Here is a 14,969-nt window from a genome sequence, read left to right as displayed (position 1 = left end):
TGGGAATTGTAAATCTTCAGGATACTTTCGCAAGAGGTCTATTATTTTCACCGCAAAACCCCAGCAAAAACGGCGACACCAGCACATTCCCAAAACAGAAAATATGCCCGATGGAATGCACTGGCAACTGCGCCACCTTCTTACGCTCCTGCTCCACCACCAGCGTCTCCCGCTCCTTATGCAGATAGCTGCCTTGGATGGTGATGTAGAGCGTGTTTTGCAGTTTGCGCATGGGGAACTCCTTAGGGTTTAACCGTGCTTCTAGGGTTTAATGGGGGTGACTGGGCGACCTGAAAATTAGATTTTATCTTCTGCAGGATCAACTTTATACCAATGCTCACGATTTCTTTTACACTCTAATGCTGGTGTAGTTCTTGTTACCCTTCTTTTCTTGCTACCATCAGGATAACGTATCTCCTCCCACTCGATTGGTTTATTATAATATTTCATTTCTCCACCGCACTGTGGGCATTGAGAAATACTAATTTTCTCTAGAATTATACGATGCCCCATACCGCTGATTGCATAGTTAAAAACTAATGGGTATCTAGTTTGATATTTAGTAATTCTTCGTAATACAATAGCGATAAGAAATAATATAACGATAGCCATTAAAATAAATATATAAATATTATTACTTATTCCACTTCGTATTATATATCCATCATTTACTAAATATAATATAGGCTTAACTATTAATTTATAAATAGGTAATAGCCCTGATAAAGAAATCAGAAAACTAGCCCATGTCAGCCAAGCCATCGTAATGGGACTTCTCCAAATTGGTTCCGGGGTGTATGTGGCTATTTCGTTTTCATTTATTGAATCTGGTGCATTTTGAGTATGTACATTATGAACACCGCCATTAACTATTTGAGTATTCCCATAAAAATTAGCATTTTTAAAATCATTTTTTTGTGTCATAAATCTTTCCTTATATAAATATTAAAAATTAGCAGGGTATCGCTCTGCATTAAATAAATTATACTGGGCATGATTCCAGAACGGTAGAGTAGACGGAACGTCATAACCCAACCCATAATCGTTAATTTATCTTATTTTTATCGTTTTGGTTTTATAGCTGAGCAAGTGTTACCTTTTTAATATTCTGTATTCCTTCATTAGAAATATATCCAATTTTCTTATCTGGATAATTTTTTCAGCTTCACGGAACAAATTCTCAGCTCATTTTGTTAGAACATTATCTCCCAACAAAAGATGTCCTTTACAATCTGGATGCTTCTTAATATCAGCAATGAATTTTTCTGCCACAGGTTTTGTTATTTTGTTATTTTCATTTTTTACATCAATCCTTGTTTTCATTCTGTTGCTTTCATCATTTTTTTTGGTGGGGGAGGAAAACTCAGATAAATTGCCATTTGAAATTGCCATCATTTCATCAAAGTTTTTTCAGTATGACGCACTCCAATATCATGTCCATTATCTGGAGTATTAGTTGTTGTATATCTAACAAAGTCTACTGGTGAATTATTTAACTGTACCATTTGAGATATTAACTCAGTAACTTGCATTTCACCTTCTTTGCCGTGATTACACATATCTCACCTACCATGACTAATACATTAGAATCATCTTTATAATTGTTACGCTTTAAATCTAATATATTGGATATATTCCCAGAAGAAGACATTATTCTTTCTATGTTATTATCAATCAAATTTGTATCTGCTTTTTCAATTTCTCTAATCCAAGCAGGGATTAATATATTTTTTACAATATTATCAATATCATCATTCTCAATATAACTTATTGAAAGTTTATAAGTAGAATTCTTAGTCTCTAAAATTTCTTTTGATTTTACATGTTATTGGATTTTTCCATACATCTCTTCACTCAAATAAACTTGATCTAGAGTTTCTGAAGTATCATCACAATAGCTTTGATCTTGATATTGCACTAAAAATAAGTTCTTTGACATGTTTTATCTCCATAGTTGAATTATTACTAATAATTACTCATGTATCTTCCCCAAACAACTCCTCCACGTACCCCACACTCCTACCCCGTTTCCCCAACAACTCCGGCTGGCAAATCTCCACCAGCGAGCAGGTTTTACAGCATTTACCGTAGTTAGGCGGCGGGGTTTGTCCGCTGTTTAGAAGGTCGCGCACGGCGGCGATGGTAGCGAGTGTTTGGGAGCGCAGGTCGTCTGAAAATACGACGGGAACACGGTGGCGGGTTTGCATATACCACAACGCGCCCTCAGAGACGGTTTGCCCCGTCATTTCTTCCAAGCACAAGCCTTGGGCGCAAAGCTGGATTTCATCCATCGGGTCGGGTTTGGGTTTGCCGCGTTTGTATTCCACGGGTTTCAGACGACCTGTTTTTGTTTCGATTTCCACCAAATCCAACACGCCGCTGATGCCCAGTTTCTCCGCCGACACATGCACCGCCCGCTCAAAGCGCACGCCCTTGCGCGTTTCCGGCTCGCCCGAATCCACCCGCTCATGCAGCGCCTTGCCCTGCGCAGTCAAATAGTTCTCCGCCCACGCCTGCTCGTTATGAATCAGGGCGCATTGGCGCGGACAGAAGGCGTAGTGTTGCAGGGCAGAAAGGGGAATCAGGCGCGCGTCTTGATTCTCCCCTTGGGTTTTGGTTAAAAGTGCGGTCATTTTCAGCCTAATTTACGCAGCAGCTTGGTTTCACCAAGATTTTGATCGTTCACGCCGACAAGGTAGTCGTCAAAATTCCTTGCTACTTCCACGCCGTCTTTTTTGGCTACCTGAATGCGTTTGAACAGGCTGTCGGCAGGTGCATCGCCCAAGCTGCCGCTGTGTTCAAACACATAAAGCCCGCGTGCATTCATTTGTCCGCGTGCGGCGGAATGGTCGTGGTCGAACATATTGACAAGTGCCTGCCAAAACAGCTCTAAATCGTTTTCGGAAAAGCCGGTTTGTTTGGCAAAGTGGGCGGAAACGAAGCCGTGGCAGCGGTATAGGCCGTAGGGGATAGTGAATTTGCGCCCCATGGTGCGGTTATCACCGGTTTCGCTGGCATCTTTTTCATTGGTAACTGCCATGCGGGTAATGCTGTATTCCAAGGTTACGGGATCGATGGAACGAGAGAAGGTCAGTTGCACTGGACCGCGAACTTGTCCCGCGTTTTTGCCGGTGGCCATCACTGCACCGAATGTGCGGATGTCGTAATAACGGCTGCACATGTATTGGCGGGCGGCTTCGGTTTTTTCACCTTTTTCTTTGCCTTTTACGTTTTCCTGATCGTGGGCTTCGTCAATCAGGTTGTTCAAAATGCCTTTTTCTCGGATAAAGATGTCGTGATGTTCGCCATTTTTGGCCATTTGGATAAAGTTTCGGACTTTGCGTTTCAGGCAGACATCGGTTACCAAACCTTCACCGGTTTGCGGGTCGATACGCGGCAGGTTTCCTGCGTCAGAGTCGCCATTGGGATTGCCATCTTACACATCAAATAAAAAACAAAATCGTAGCGTTTTTCAATAGTCATAGCGTTTGCTCCTTATGCAGTTTTCGCTTCGTTGAACAGGTTTTTTAATGCGTCTTCTTTGGTAAATAGGATTTGGGTTTTGAAATGCAGCTTCCCATAACAGAAAAAGGCCGGTATGCGGTAGCATACGGCCTTTCCTGCAAGAAAAATTGCCATGGGCTACACACAACCGACCCAAGACGAACGATACCCTATCCAACACCTGTCACGCTACTGCACCATTACCGAAATCGCCAAACAGCTTAACCGCCACAAAAGCACCATCAGCCGCGAAATCAGGCGGCACCGCACACAAGGGCAGCAATACAGCGCCGAACAAGTATGCGCCTACCTGCGCAAACACCACCAAATCACGCTCCATCACAGCACCGTTTACCACCACCTTCGCCAAGACAAAAGCAACGGCGGCATTTTGTGGCAACATCTCAGAATATGCAGCAAAGCTTACCGCAAACGTTACGGCAGCACCTGAACCGGAGGCAAAGTGCCCGACCGCGTCGGCATAGAAAACCGACCCGCCGTCGTCGGCCAAAAATCCCGCATCGGTGATTGGGAGGCCGATACTATAGTGGATTAAATTTAAATCAGGACAAGGCGGCGAGCCGCAGACAGTACACACGTTACGGCAAGGCGAGCCAACGCTGTACTGGTTTTTGTTAATTCACTATATTGTCGGCAAGGGTCAGAAAAGCGCATTATTGACCTTGGTCGAACGCACTATCCGCTACACCATCATCTGCAAATTAAAGAACTTAAAAGCCAAAGACACTGCCCGGGCGGCCATTGGGGCATTAAAGGCACATAAAGACAGGGTGCACACCGTCACTATGGATAACAGCAAAGGGTTCTACCAACACACCGAAATAGCCAAGGCATTGAAGGCGGAAACTTATTTTTGCCGCCCTTACCATTCTTGGGAGAAAGGGCTGAATGAAAACACCAACGGACTCATCCGACAATATTTCCCCAAACAAACCGATTTCCGAAACATCAGTGATCGGGAGATACGCAGGGTTCAAGATGAGTTGAACCACCGGCCGAGAAAAATACTTGGCTATGAAACGCCAAGTGTTTTATTCTTGAATCTGTTCCAACCGCTAGTACCTGAGTGTTGCACTTGAAATCCGAATGCAAGATCTAGGAATAAATAACAATTAATGAATATGAAGATTTTTTGGTAAAACAATATGATGGATTTGGTTTCATAATTAATATATTTAAAGAAAAATAAACAACAACTTCCAACCCAAAAATAGATTAGATTTACCCTTTAGTTCTATTAATTTATAGTGCATTACCATTATACTCAAAAGTATAGTCAATTAAAATCAAAATAGGACAGTAGCGCATCGTCAAATCGGGCGTAATCAGACAATACGGTTCGCAAATACCGCTTAATATTCGCCCACACCTTCTCAATCGGGTTGGGCTCAGGTGAATAAGGTGCAAGAGGCAATACCTTATGTCCCAATTTTTCCGCCATTTCCCGTAAGACACCCATACGGTGAAATCGTGCATTATCCAAAATAATCACCGATTTTTGAGTCAATGCGGGCAGCAGGCATTGCTGAAACCACGCTTCAAAAAAGACTCCGGTCATCGTATTTTGATAAACCATCGGAGCAATCAGCCGGTTGCCGACTTGTGCGGACACAAGAGATAAGCGTCGGTATCTTTTTCCACTTATCTGCGCTTTCACTATTTGCCCTTTCAGGCTGCGGGCATAGGGACGGAACAGGTAGCGGTCAAATCCTGTTTCATCCAAATAAACACGTTGGTAGTCGGAAAATTCGGCCAGCTGTGTCAAATAATACGTTACTGTGGCCGGGTCTTGTTCTTTGTAAGTGGTGGTCTTTTTTTGCGCGTCATCCCCATCTGTTTGAGCGCATAGCAAACGGCGGCTGCCGTACAATCAAAATGTTTGGCGATTTCATGCAGATAGGCATCCTGGTGTTGCCCAACATATTGAGCCGGTTTTTGCCTATCCAATTTGACGGCGTTTAGACCGGTAACTTGATGTTTTAGGCTGCCTGTTTGTTTTTTAAGGCGAATCCACAGGTAAAGCGTGTTTCTTGACAAGTGAAACGTTGCTGCGGTTTGGCTGATGTTTTTGCATTGTTCATAATAGTTTAAAGCTTTGTTTCTTAAGTCCGCAGAGTATGCCATGGTTAGACCTTCAAAGTTGATTATTGTACTATTTTGTTTTTAATTGACTATAATACAACTTAGCTGCTAATTCAGTACAACCCCAAAACAATCCGGCCGTATCCTTTACAGGATACGACCGGATGGAAGGGTACGGCTTTATTGCAAGCCTTGAATAAAGTTGCCTACGGCATCCATTTCTTCGTTACTCATGCGTTTGACAATATCACCCATGATGGAGTTGGTACGTTGGCCGCTTTGGTAGGCGCGGAGTTGATCCACCACATAAGATTTATGCTGGCCAGCCAGGCGCGGGTAGGCTACTGCGCCGTCTTTCTGGGTTTGGTTGCCCGGAATGCCTGCGCCGCCGGGGCCGTGGCACGACATACAGGCTGGTAAACCTTTGGCCGGCAAGCCGCCGCGGAAAATGCGTGCCCCCAGTTCCGGGTTTTCTTTCGGGTTGCTTTCGCCGGATTTCGGAATCTGACGGTTGAGGTAGGCAGCGGCATCGGAGATGTCTTTATCGCTCAAGTTCTGTACCTGCGGACGCATGGTAACGGCTGCGCCGGTGTTGCGGTTGCCATTTTTGATGGCTAGGGTTTGCTGGATAATGTAGGCGGGATGCTGGGCAGACAGGCGCGGATAGGTGGCGATATTGGTGTTGCCGTCTGCGCCGTGGCAGGCAGCGCACACTGTATCCACCACCCGCTTGCCATTGTTCATGTCGGCGGCGGGCGGTGCAGCCAAGGTGAAGCCGGAAACGGCCAGCAGCAGGCCGGCCAGGGTAGTATGTTTCATGTATATGCTCCAAATCGGCGAGGCAGGAAGCCGCCGCCCAATACTCTGTTTTTATAAACGTGGTATTCTATACTAAATTTTACTTTTTGTTCCAGCCATGCCGCTTTTTAAAAACGCTAAATTTTATATCACCGTTAATCACTTAAAAGACCTGCCCGATACCCCGGCCGAAATTGCCTTCGTGGGGCGCAGCAACGCTGGCAAATCGAGCGCCATCAATACGCTCACCGGCCACACCCGCCTGGCTTACGTTTCCAAAACCCCTGGCCATACCCAGCATATCAACTTCTTCAGCCTGTCCAACGGGCACTATATGGTGGATTTACCCGGCTACGGCTACGCCCAAGTGCCCGAAGCCGTGCGCGCGCATTGGGTGCAGCTGCTTGGCGGCTATCTGCAAACCCGACCCCAGCTCATTGGGCTGGTACTGGTGATGGATGCGCGCCATCCGCTCAAAGAGCTGGACAAACAAATGCTGGATTTTTTTGCCAGCACCGGCAAACCCGTGCATATTTTGTTATCGAAAGCCGACAAACTTTCCAAAAACGAGCAGATCAAAACCCTCGCTGCCGTGCGCCGTGCCCTCCAACCTTTTACTGCACGGCAGGCAGTGAGCGTACAACTGTTTTCCAGCCTGAAAAAACAGGGCATGGAGGAAGTGGATGCCATGGTAGCCGCATGGTTTGCGCAATGGGAAGCAGGGCATGCTCTGCCGGAAAACGAACAAACCGCCTCAAATGAAGAAGAGGCTACCTGAAAAACACGCAGCCGCAATCCCTTCGACAAAAGGCTTTTATAGTGGATTAACAAGGCTGTGTTTTAATATAGTGTTGATAACAATATTTATCTTTAATGTATTCAATAGGATATATTTTCTTCATAAACAAAAAGTAATTGTTTTCCTATTGTAAATCATTGAAATCAACAGTATCGTAAAACACAGCCATTAACAAAAATCAGGACAAGGCGGTGAGCCGCAGACAGTACACATGTTACGGCAAGGCGAGACAACGCCGTACTGGTTTTTGTTAATTCACTATACAATGGCATCTCAACGGATTACAAGTTAATTTGGTTTAACTTCAATAGTTTCAGGTAGCCTGACATGTAGAAATCAACAGCGTTGTTTACACTTTCGGCTTTTGCTTGAAGACCTGATTAAGCAGCTATCCGGCATTATCAAGAATGTAGAGAGACACGGGAAACCCGCTCTGTTCTTGATGATGACAGATAGCTGCTTAAAAATTATTTAAGCAAAACAAAAGCTGCCCGTCTTAGAATAAAAGTGCACATAATGCGACGATTCCCTACCACCTTGGATTGGTTGGGATTATTCGTTTTTCACGATAAAGGCTTTGTTGACGCGGATGCGTTCGCCGCGACCGGCTTTTTTGATTTCCACCCAGTCGCTGTAGATGGAATGAATGAGGTCGCGGCCGTTGGCACAGCCGTATTGGATGGGATCGATGGCGGCGGGAAGCTGTTTGACTACGTCGCCCAGCCGTGCCCAGCCGTCGGGATCGGCGGTGGCTTGGATGGCCTGCTGCACGGCGGGGATGAGCTTGGTGAAGGAGGGTTTGGTGGCTTTGGCTGGGCTGCTTTCGGCTTTGGCGGGGCGCTGGCTGCGTTTGGCGGGTTTGCTGTCGGCAGGGAGATTGTTTGGCTGGCGTGGCTCGTTTGGGGTAGAGCGGGCTTCGTTTCGTTCATTTTGGCTTTGGCGAGCCTCGCGTTGCTCGGTTTGGTTTTCAGGTAGCCTTTCGGGACGGGATTCGGTTTTGCGGCGCACTTGGAGTTGGTTGTTGTCGGTGCGGTGTTCGAAGATGTCGAAGGATTTGATGAGGTCGGAGAGTTTGCCGTAGCCGTAGAGGCGGGAGTCGAAGTCGGGGTTGGTGTTGTTGATGTAGCTGCCGATGGGGCCGAGGTTGGCCCAACCGAGGTCGTCGGCGTTTTCGCGCACGGCACGTTTGAGCAGGGGCAGGGCGTCGGGGGTGTTGTTGCCATCTTCGGCGGCGGGGGCGTGGGTTTTGCCATTGCTGCGCTCTTTGTTAGTACGCTGTTTTTCGGGCAGGAAGATTTCGGTGTAGATGAATTTGTCGCAGGCTTTGCGGAAGGCGGTGGGGGTTTTCTTTTCGCCAAAGCCGTATACGGTGAGCCCGCTTTCGCGCAGGCGGCTGGCGAGGCGGGTGAAGTCGGAATCGCTGGATACGATGCAGAAGCCGTCGAAATTGCCGCTGTAGAGCAAGTCCATCGCGTCAATCACTAGGGCCATATCGGTGGCGTTTTTGCCTTTGGTGTAGGCAAATTGCTGCACGGGGATGATGGCGTGCGGCAGGAGGGCGGCTTTCCATTTGGAGAGACCGTGGCTCCAGTCGCCATAAATGCGTTTCACGCTGGCGATGCCGTATTTGGCAATTTCTTCGAGCAGGCGGTCGATGATGTCGGCGGGGGCGTTGTCGGCATCGATGAGGACGGCGAGGCGGGCTTGTTGGTCGTTTTTCTGCATGGTGTTTGGTTTCCGGGTTGGGGCTACCTGAAAAATGGTTTTCAGGTAGCCTTTGGTGTTAAGGTTGTTGGCTTAACAGGGTTTTAAGGTCTTCTGCCAATTGGGTGGCGGTTTGTTCGAAGGGCTCCATCACCACGGGACGGCCTTGGCGGTTGATGAGGAAGGTGGCGCTGCTGTGGTCTACACTGTAAAAGCCGTTGGGTTGCGGCGGCTGTTTTACGGCGGTGGCACCGTAGAGCTTCATCACGGTTTGGGTTTCGGCTTCGCTACCATCGGCGCTGGTGAGCCCGATAAAGCTGGGATTGAAGGCGGGTACATAGCGTGCCAAGAGCTCGGGGCGGTCGCGTACGGGGTCGATGGAAACAAACAGGAGCTGCACCGCTTCGGCCTGCTCGGGCGGCAGCTGGGCAATGGCCTGGGCATAGGTGAGCAGGTGGGTGGGGCAAACGTCGGGGCAGTGGGTGTAGCCGAACACGAGCACCACTATTTTGCCGCGAAAATCGCTTAAGGAAACGGGCCGGCCGTTGTGGCTGGTGAGGGTGAAGTCGCCGCCGATAGGATCTTGGCTGATGTCTGTGCCGTGAAATTGGTTGGTAACGGCAGAGGCGGCGGAAGCCGAAAATGCCGATGCTTCGGGTGTGGCAGGCGGTTCGGAGGGGCAGCCGGCCAGGAGCAGGAGAGTGGAGAAAAGGAAGATGGGTGTGCGCATGCGGTGCATTATATATTAAGCGCAAATGGGAATTCCACCGCTATCCGGGAAGAGATTTCTGCCAACCAAAAGACAATACGGCAAGATTGGGATACAGCTTTATTCCCATTTAAAACATTATGTTGGATAACAAATCGGAACATAGCCTGATAAAAAACTTTACAAATACAGAAAAATGCCTATAATGTCATCTCTTCATCACCTGCCCAGGTGGCGAAATTGGTAGACGCAGGGGACTCAAAATCCCCCGCCGCAAGGTGTGTCGGTTCGAGTCCGACCCTGGGCACCACAGACCGCTTCTCAAGCGGTTATTTTTGTTTCTGCGCACCTATAAAATTTAGGCCTAACGGGCATACAGGCTGCTAAAATGCGCTGACAGCCAGCTTATCCCGCCTACCAGCCGAAATCCAAATATCTATAGTAAATTAACAAAAACCAGTACAGTGTTGGCTCGCCTTGCCGTAACGTGTGTACTGTCTGCGGCTCGCCGCCTTGTCCTGATTTTTGTTAATCCACTATATCTACTATCTACCAATACAAAATTAGCATCTACAACAAAAAGGCTACCTGAATTTTCAGGTAGCCTTTGATTCAATCACTTTTCTTCACGCTTAGCGGGTCGGATCGATATTGCTGCGTAAGTCGTATTGGTGATGTTCGTATTCATACGGACCTTGCGGATCGTTGGGCGCACGACGATAGAGATGACCCATGTCGTCCAGATCGTGGCCTGGCTCGGTGGCCAAATTGCCTATCGACACATTGCCAACAGACTCCAGCACGATAGCGGAAGAAACATGTTCGCCAACGTTATACACCATAGCCAAGCCGATTTCCTCAGCCGGGATGCTAACATATTTCATGCGTGGGCCAGGGTTAATGTCGGTACGAACTTCACGGCTCTGACGATACAAGCTAAGCACTGTACCTTTGTCCAAACCATCGGCCGAACCTTTGTTCAGGATAACGGTGCTGAACTGGCCGGCTTCGCTGATACCGTCTAATACGTCCACCACACGGGCACGCACTTGGTTCTCAGGCTCATGCGGCATCATATTGAAAGCATTTTCTTCACCGTTATAACGCAGCAGGAAGTCACCTTGACGAATTTCGGCTACTTGCTCACGAATCTGCAAAGCTTGGGCAGTTTCAGTCGGCACTTTCACCAGCGGGTAGCGGCGAGTGTAATACTGATTATCCGGCAGAGCTTGGCGATCACTTTCAGAACGCTCGGCCAAAGCGGTGCTGGTTACCGGCAGAGTAGCCAGCTTGCCGCTGAAGGTTACCAACTGACCGATGAATTTACCGGTTTCCGGATCGATGATGTCTTTAACCGGGCGGTAAACCAAATATTCTCCCGGCTCGGTAACACCGTAGGCATACACTCGATCGCCCAAGGAATACATGGTTTTGCCTTCCGGGCCGGCGATAATACGCGGTGCTTCCTGTGTAGCACGGCGGGCAATTACCTGCGGATGTTTCATGAACATACGGTAGTAGTTCAGATTGAGGGTAGAGATGCCATAACCAGAAGAAGTTTCGCGCACACGCGGCTGCAATTTAACGGTGGGGATACCGCCGGTGTTGTCTATACGCAAGCGCGGCTGACCGTTTACATAGTGCAACACCAGCACTTGGCCAGGATAAATCAGATGAGGGTTGCGGATGGTGCGGCGGTTGGCACCCCACAGCTGCGGCCATTTCCACGGACGATAAAGGTATCTGCCGGAAATACCCCACAAAGTATCGCCAGTACGCACAGTGTAGCGTGCGGGGGCGTTGGGGCGAACACGCAGAGAGCCGGCCTCGGCGGGCAGTGCAGAAACAGTCAAGCCAATGGCGCAAAGCAAGGTTATAATATGTTTTCTCATGAGAGAGTTTCCCTTTAGGATTAACGAACCTGATAACGCTTTATTTACGTTGTTGTTGATGAAATTAACGGAATCATAGAACATTTTAGGTATCTTGCGCCAGTATTCAGGCGAAAAAACCGTTACAACTGCAACAAGAACGTATCATCTATACACACTTAAGAGAGAAATCAAATGGCCTTACTGAATATTTTGCGCTATCCCGACCCCCGCCTGAACCTGGTGGCCAAACCGCTAGAACAGGTGGACGAGCGCATCAAACAACTGGTGGCCGACATGGCTGAAACCATGTATGAAGCAAAAGGCATCGGCCTGGCCGCCACTCAGGTGGACGTGCACGAGCGCGTGGTGGTGATGGACTTGTCCGAAAGCCGCGACCAGCTGCAAGTGCTGATTAACCCTGTGATTTTGGAGAAAGACGGCGAAACCGTGTATGAAGAAGGCTGCCTTTCCGTGCCGGGCATATACGACAAAGTAACCCGTGCCGAAAGCATCGTGGCCGAAGCGCTGGACATCAACGGCCAGCCCTACACCATCCGTGCCGACGGCCTACAGGCTATTTGTATCCAGCACGAAATCGACCACCTCGACGGCAAAGTTTTCGTCCAATACCTGTCGCGCCTGAAGCAGGAACGCATCAAAACCAAGATGAAGAAACTCGACAAACACACGCTCTAACCCGAGCAAGAGGCTACCTGAAACCATGATTCGCAAAGTAATTTTTGCCGGCACCCCCGATTTCGCCGCCACTGCCCTGCGCGCCATTGCCGAGGCCGGTTTCGACATCCTGCTGGTACTCACCCAGCCCGACCGCCCCAAAGGTCGCGGCATGAAGCTGCAAGCTTCGCCCGTGAAAGAAACCGCGCTCGAACTCGGTTTTCAGGTAGCCCAACCCGAAAGCCTGAAAAGCGAATCCGCACAAGCAATGCTGCGCACCATGGAAGCCGACGTCATGGTGGTGGCCGCCTACGGCCTGCTGCTGCCGCAAGCCGTGCTCGACATCCCGCGCTACGGCTGCCTCAACATCCATGCTTCACTGCTGCCGCGCTGGCGCGGTGCCGCACCCATCCAGCGCGCGATTGAAGCAGGCGATAGCGAAACCGGCATCTGCATCATGCAAATGGACGCCGGGCTCGACACTGGTGCCGTCATCAGCCGCCATCCCTGCCCGATTCTCCCCAACGACAACGCCCAAACCCTGCACGACAAACTGGCCGAAATCGGCGCACACGCCATTGTTGCCGATTTGCAACACTATTCTCAACGCAACGCCCAGCCCCAACCCGAACACGGCATCACTTACGCCCACAAATTAAGCAAAGCCGATGCCCAAATCGATTGGACGCAGCCCACCGAAGCCATCGAACGCCGAATCCGTGCCTTCAACCCCGTGCCCGGCGCCTGGTGCGACTACCACGGCAAACCGCTGAAAATCTGGGCTGCACAAGCTTGTTCAGCCGGCGGCGTGACTGGCAGCGTGTTACAAGCCGACAAAAACGGTATTCAGGTAGCCTGCGGCAGCGGCTCGTTGCTGATTCAAACCCTGCAGCCTGCCGGCAGCGCCCGCATGGAAGCCGCCGCCTTTCTGGCCGGCCACCCTGTTGCCGCCGGCAGCCTATTCGGAGCGGAACACTCATGAGCCTGGCCAACGTACAAACCCTCGCCGCCCACAGCGTGGCGGCCGTTGAAGCCGGGCGCAACCTGTCCGACGTGCTGGCCGAAATCTGGCGTGACCACCCGCAGCTCTCCGCCCAAGAACGTGGCGCGCTGCAAGATATTGCCTACGGCTGCCAACGTTTTTCAGGTAGCCTGCACTCCCTACTCGGCCTGATGCTGAACAAGCCCCTGCCTCGTGCCGATATCCGCAGCCTGATATTGGCCTCCCTCTACCAGCTCGCCTACAGCCGCAACGCCGCCTATGCCGTGGTAAACGAAGCCGTACGCGCTGCCGGCAAAATCGGCAAAGGCCAATACAAGGCCCTCACCAACGCCCTGCTCCGTCGTTTCCTACGCGAGCGCGACAGTCTGATGCAGCAGGCACAGCAAAGCTCCGAAGGCCGCTACAACCTGCCCGACTGGTGGCTCAAACGGCTGCAACAAGACTACCCCGAACACTGGCGGCAAATCACCGAAGCCTTCAACAGCCATCCGCCGATGACCCTGCGCATCAACCGCCGTCAGAACGATGCGGAAGGCTACCTGAAAATCCTGGCCGAACACGGCATGCAGGCCGAAATCCTCGGCAGCCACGCTGTGATGCTGGCTACGCCCGTACCTGTTTCCGCCCTGCCGCTGTTCGCCGAAGGCGTCGTATCCGTGCAGGATTGGGGCGCACAACAGGCCGCCGCCTGGCTCAATGTGCAAAACGGTGAACGCGTACTCGATGCCTGCGCCGCACCCGGCGGCAAGAGCGGCCACCTGCTCGAATGGGCAGACTGCACACTTACCGCTATCGATATCAACCCCGCCCGCCTGCAACAAGTGCGCGACAACCTCGGCCGCCTCAATCTGAGCGCCGAGCTGCACGCCGCCGACGCACGGCAATGGGCTTCGTGTTATGATGGCCTCCTGTTCGACGCAGTGCTGGCCGACGTGCCCTGCACCGCCTCGGGCGTTGCCCGCCGCCATCCCGACATCAAATGGCTGCGCCGTCCGCAGGATGCCGAGAACACGGCCGCCCAGCAAACCGATCTGCTCGATGCCCTGTGGCGCACGCTCAAGCCCGGCGGCAGGATGCTCCTGTCCACCTGCTCGCTGTTTGCCGAAGAAAACGGCAGCCAGCTGCAAGCCTTTTTGCAACGCCACTCCGACGCCGTCTGCACACGCAGCGAAACCCTATTACCCAACCCGCACCAAGATGGCTTCTATTACGCGCTTATCCACAAAACTGCTTAGCCTGCTCGCCTGCTGCCTGCTGGCTTTTGCAGCCGTAGGCGTGCGGGCAGAAGGCATTAACGTTACCCGTTCCAACGCCACGCTCACCACCGACGGCCGCCTGTCGGTAAACAGCCGCTTCCAAACCGAGCTGCCCGGCCAGCTTCAGGTAGCCCTCAAACAAGGCGTGCCGCTTAATTTCCAACTCAGCTACCGCCTGCAATCGCCCACCCTGGCCGCCTACCGCTGGCGGCTCGGCCAATTGGTCGGCTCGGCGCAAACCATCAACTACAAACTCGCCTACCACCCGCTCACCGACCGCTACCGTGTCAGCGTCGGCTCGTTTTCCACCGAATACGGCACCCTGCCCACCGCACTGAAGGCTGTTGGCGCGGTAGCCAATTGGCAAGTGCTCGACAAAGGCACACTCTCCGACACCGCCCCCGCCGACGTGGCTGCCGACATCCGCTTGAGCCTGAGTATCAGCGATCTGCCGCGCCCCTTCCAAATCAACGGCGAAACCTCGAAGAGCTGGCAGCTTGATTCCGGCTGGCGCAAACTGCTCATCAGCCAGCAATAAAGGGAA

13 protein-coding genes, 1 tRNA gene and 4 pseudogenes are annotated in these 14,969 nt (G+C 50.8%); 8 read left to right on the top strand and 10 right to left on the bottom strand.

The genetic code is table 11. From position 1 onward, the window contains the following. Window positions 1-28: 28 nt before the first annotated feature. From ELB75_RS05110 to cas7c, 5 genes and pseudogenes are all read right to left on the bottom strand, one after another. A pseudogene (locus tag ELB75_RS05110) lies at window positions 29-232 on the bottom strand (CRISPR-associated endonuclease Cas1); the annotation flags it as partial. Window positions 233-297: 65 nt separating this feature from the next. Next, window positions 298-924: a hypothetical protein gene (locus tag ELB75_RS05105; protein WP_126982996.1), complete on the bottom strand. Its 627-nt coding sequence runs from the start codon at window positions 922-924 to the stop codon at window positions 298-300. Window positions 925-1,185: 261 nt separating this feature from the next. After that, on the bottom strand, window positions 1,186-1,395 hold the full coding sequence (locus ELB75_RS05100) for a hypothetical protein (RefSeq protein WP_126982995.1): 210 nt from the start codon (window positions 1,393-1,395) through the stop codon (window positions 1,186-1,188). A gap of 581 nt (window positions 1,396-1,976) precedes the next feature. Then, complete coding sequence (gene cas4 / locus ELB75_RS05095) at window positions 1,977-2,633, bottom strand: CRISPR-associated protein Cas4 (RefSeq protein WP_126982994.1); 657 nt, start codon at window positions 2,631-2,633, stop codon at window positions 1,977-1,979. 2 nt (window positions 2,634-2,635) lie between these two features. Next, a pseudogene (gene cas7c, locus ELB75_RS05090) lies at window positions 2,636-3,483 on the bottom strand (type I-C CRISPR-associated protein Cas7/Csd2). A 154-nt stretch (window positions 3,484-3,637) separates the two neighbouring features. Here cas7c and ELB75_RS05085 point away from each other — a divergent pair. Together ELB75_RS05085 and ELB75_RS05080 are read left to right on the top strand one after the other, a co-directional pair. Next, window positions 3,638-4,051, top strand: a pseudogene (locus ELB75_RS05085) (transposase); the annotation flags it as partial. Window positions 4,052-4,154: 103 nt separating this feature from the next. Continuing rightward, window positions 4,155-4,604 (top strand): annotated as a pseudogene (locus tag ELB75_RS05080) (IS30 family transposase); the annotation flags it as partial. A 197-nt stretch (window positions 4,605-4,801) separates the two neighbouring features. Here the strand turns inward: ELB75_RS05080 and ELB75_RS05075 are convergent. Continuing rightward, window positions 4,802-5,649 (bottom strand): IS630 family transposase gene (locus tag ELB75_RS05075; protein WP_126982993.1). Its coding sequence is split into 2 segments (ribosomal slippage): window positions 4,802-5,334 and window positions 5,334-5,649, totalling 849 coding nucleotides; the frame shifts between segments, so codons are not numbered across the junction. A gap of 138 nt (window positions 5,650-5,787) precedes the next feature. Next, window positions 5,788-6,426 (bottom strand): c-type cytochrome, encoded by a 639-nt coding sequence (locus tag ELB75_RS05070; protein WP_126982992.1) that lies wholly within the window; start codon window positions 6,424-6,426, stop codon window positions 5,788-5,790. 97 nt (window positions 6,427-6,523) lie between these two features. Between ELB75_RS05070 and yihA the strand changes: the two genes are divergently transcribed. Next, window positions 6,524-7,183 (top strand): ribosome biogenesis GTP-binding protein YihA/YsxC, encoded by a 660-nt coding sequence (gene yihA / locus ELB75_RS05065; protein WP_126982991.1) that lies wholly within the window; start codon window positions 6,524-6,526, stop codon window positions 7,181-7,183. A gap of 573 nt (window positions 7,184-7,756) precedes the next feature. On the opposite strand, the gene ELB75_RS05060 is transcribed toward yihA, so the two are convergent. Continuing rightward, complete coding sequence (locus tag ELB75_RS05060) at window positions 7,757-8,929, bottom strand: NYN domain-containing protein (RefSeq protein ID WP_126982990.1); 1,173 nt, start codon at window positions 8,927-8,929, stop codon at window positions 7,757-7,759. Window positions 8,930-8,987: 58 nt separating this feature from the next. After that, window positions 8,988-9,638: an SCO family protein gene (locus tag ELB75_RS05055; protein WP_126982989.1), complete on the bottom strand. Its 651-nt coding sequence runs from the start codon at window positions 9,636-9,638 to the stop codon at window positions 8,988-8,990. 204 nt (window positions 9,639-9,842) lie between these two features. Between ELB75_RS05055 and ELB75_RS05050 the strand changes: the two genes are divergently transcribed. Beyond that, window positions 9,843-9,927, top strand: a tRNA-Leu gene (locus ELB75_RS05050). Between the two features lie 322 nt (window positions 9,928-10,249). Here the strand turns inward: ELB75_RS05050 and ELB75_RS05045 are convergent. Beyond that, the gene (locus tag ELB75_RS05045; protein WP_126982988.1) at window positions 10,250-11,509 is read right to left on the bottom strand and encodes a LysM peptidoglycan-binding domain-containing protein; all 1,260 of its coding nucleotides are present in this window, start codon (window positions 11,507-11,509) and stop codon (window positions 10,250-10,252) included. Window positions 11,510-11,683: 174 nt separating this feature from the next. Here ELB75_RS05045 and def point away from each other — a divergent pair, with 174 nt between their 5' ends. From def to ELB75_RS05025, 4 genes are read left to right on the top strand one after another with little or no spacing between them, the layout of a single operon-like run. Further along, window positions 11,684-12,187 (top strand): peptide deformylase, encoded by a 504-nt coding sequence (gene def / locus ELB75_RS05040; RefSeq protein ID WP_126982987.1) that lies wholly within the window; start codon window positions 11,684-11,686, stop codon window positions 12,185-12,187. A 25-nt stretch (window positions 12,188-12,212) separates the two neighbouring features. Continuing rightward, a complete protein-coding gene (gene fmt, locus ELB75_RS05035; RefSeq protein ID WP_126982986.1) occupies window positions 12,213-13,148 on the top strand; it encodes a methionyl-tRNA formyltransferase in 936 nt (311 codons plus the stop codon). After that, window positions 13,145-14,404 carry a 16S rRNA (cytosine(967)-C(5))-methyltransferase RsmB gene (gene rsmB / locus ELB75_RS05030; protein WP_126982985.1) on the top strand — a complete coding sequence of 420 codons (1,260 nt, stop codon included), beginning with the start codon at window positions 13,145-13,147 and terminating at the stop codon, window positions 14,402-14,404. Before fmt ends, rsmB begins: the two co-directional genes overlap by 4 nt. Next, window positions 14,367-14,963: a DUF4390 domain-containing protein gene (locus ELB75_RS05025; protein WP_164726813.1), complete on the top strand. Its 597-nt coding sequence runs from the start codon at window positions 14,367-14,369 to the stop codon at window positions 14,961-14,963. The genes rsmB and ELB75_RS05025 overlap by 38 nt, the downstream gene beginning before the upstream one ends. Window positions 14,964-14,969: the final 6 nt, after the last annotated feature.

It is taken from the genome of Eikenella corrodens (assembly GCF_003990355.1).
GTDB classification, from domain to species: domain Bacteria; phylum Pseudomonadota; class Gammaproteobacteria; order Burkholderiales; family Neisseriaceae; genus Eikenella; species Eikenella corrodens_B.
Note: the sequence above shows the minus strand (reverse complement) of the source record. Positions and strands in the feature narration are given on the sequence as shown.

Bases quoted from the DNA above. Each gene is read 5' to 3' on its own strand.
- yihA (WP_126982991.1), top strand. From the start codon at position 6,524: ATGCCGCTTTTTAAAAACGCTAAATTTTATATCACCGTTAATCACTTA.
- ELB75_RS05060 (WP_126982990.1), bottom strand. From the start codon at position 8,929: ATGCAGAAAAACGACCAACAAGCCCGCCTCGCCGTCCTCATCGATGCC.
- ELB75_RS05100 (WP_126982995.1), bottom strand. From the start codon at position 1,395: ATGATGGCAATTTCAAATGGCAATTTATCTGAGTTTTCCTCCCCCACC.
- cas4 (WP_126982994.1), bottom strand. From the start codon at position 2,633: ATGACCGCACTTTTAACCAAAACCCAAGGGGAGAATCAAGACGCGCGC.
- ELB75_RS05025 (WP_164726813.1), top strand. From the start codon at position 14,367: ATGGCTTCTATTACGCGCTTATCCACAAAACTGCTTAGCCTGCTCGCC.
- ELB75_RS05070 (WP_126982992.1), bottom strand. From the start codon at position 6,426: ATGAAACATACTACCCTGGCCGGCCTGCTGCTGGCCGTTTCCGGCTTC.
- fmt (WP_126982986.1), top strand. From the start codon at position 12,213: ATGATTCGCAAAGTAATTTTTGCCGGCACCCCCGATTTCGCCGCCACT.
- ELB75_RS05045 (WP_126982988.1), bottom strand. From the start codon at position 11,509: ATGAGAAAACATATTATAACCTTGCTTTGCGCCATTGGCTTGACTGTT.
- def (WP_126982987.1), top strand. From the start codon at position 11,684: ATGGCCTTACTGAATATTTTGCGCTATCCCGACCCCCGCCTGAACCTG.
- ELB75_RS05055 (WP_126982989.1), bottom strand. From the start codon at position 9,638: ATGCGCACACCCATCTTCCTTTTCTCCACTCTCCTGCTCCTGGCCGGC.
- rsmB (WP_126982985.1), top strand. From the start codon at position 13,145: ATGAGCCTGGCCAACGTACAAACCCTCGCCGCCCACAGCGTGGCGGCC.
- ELB75_RS05105 (WP_126982996.1), bottom strand. From the start codon at position 924: ATGACACAAAAAAATGATTTTAAAAATGCTAATTTTTATGGGAATACT.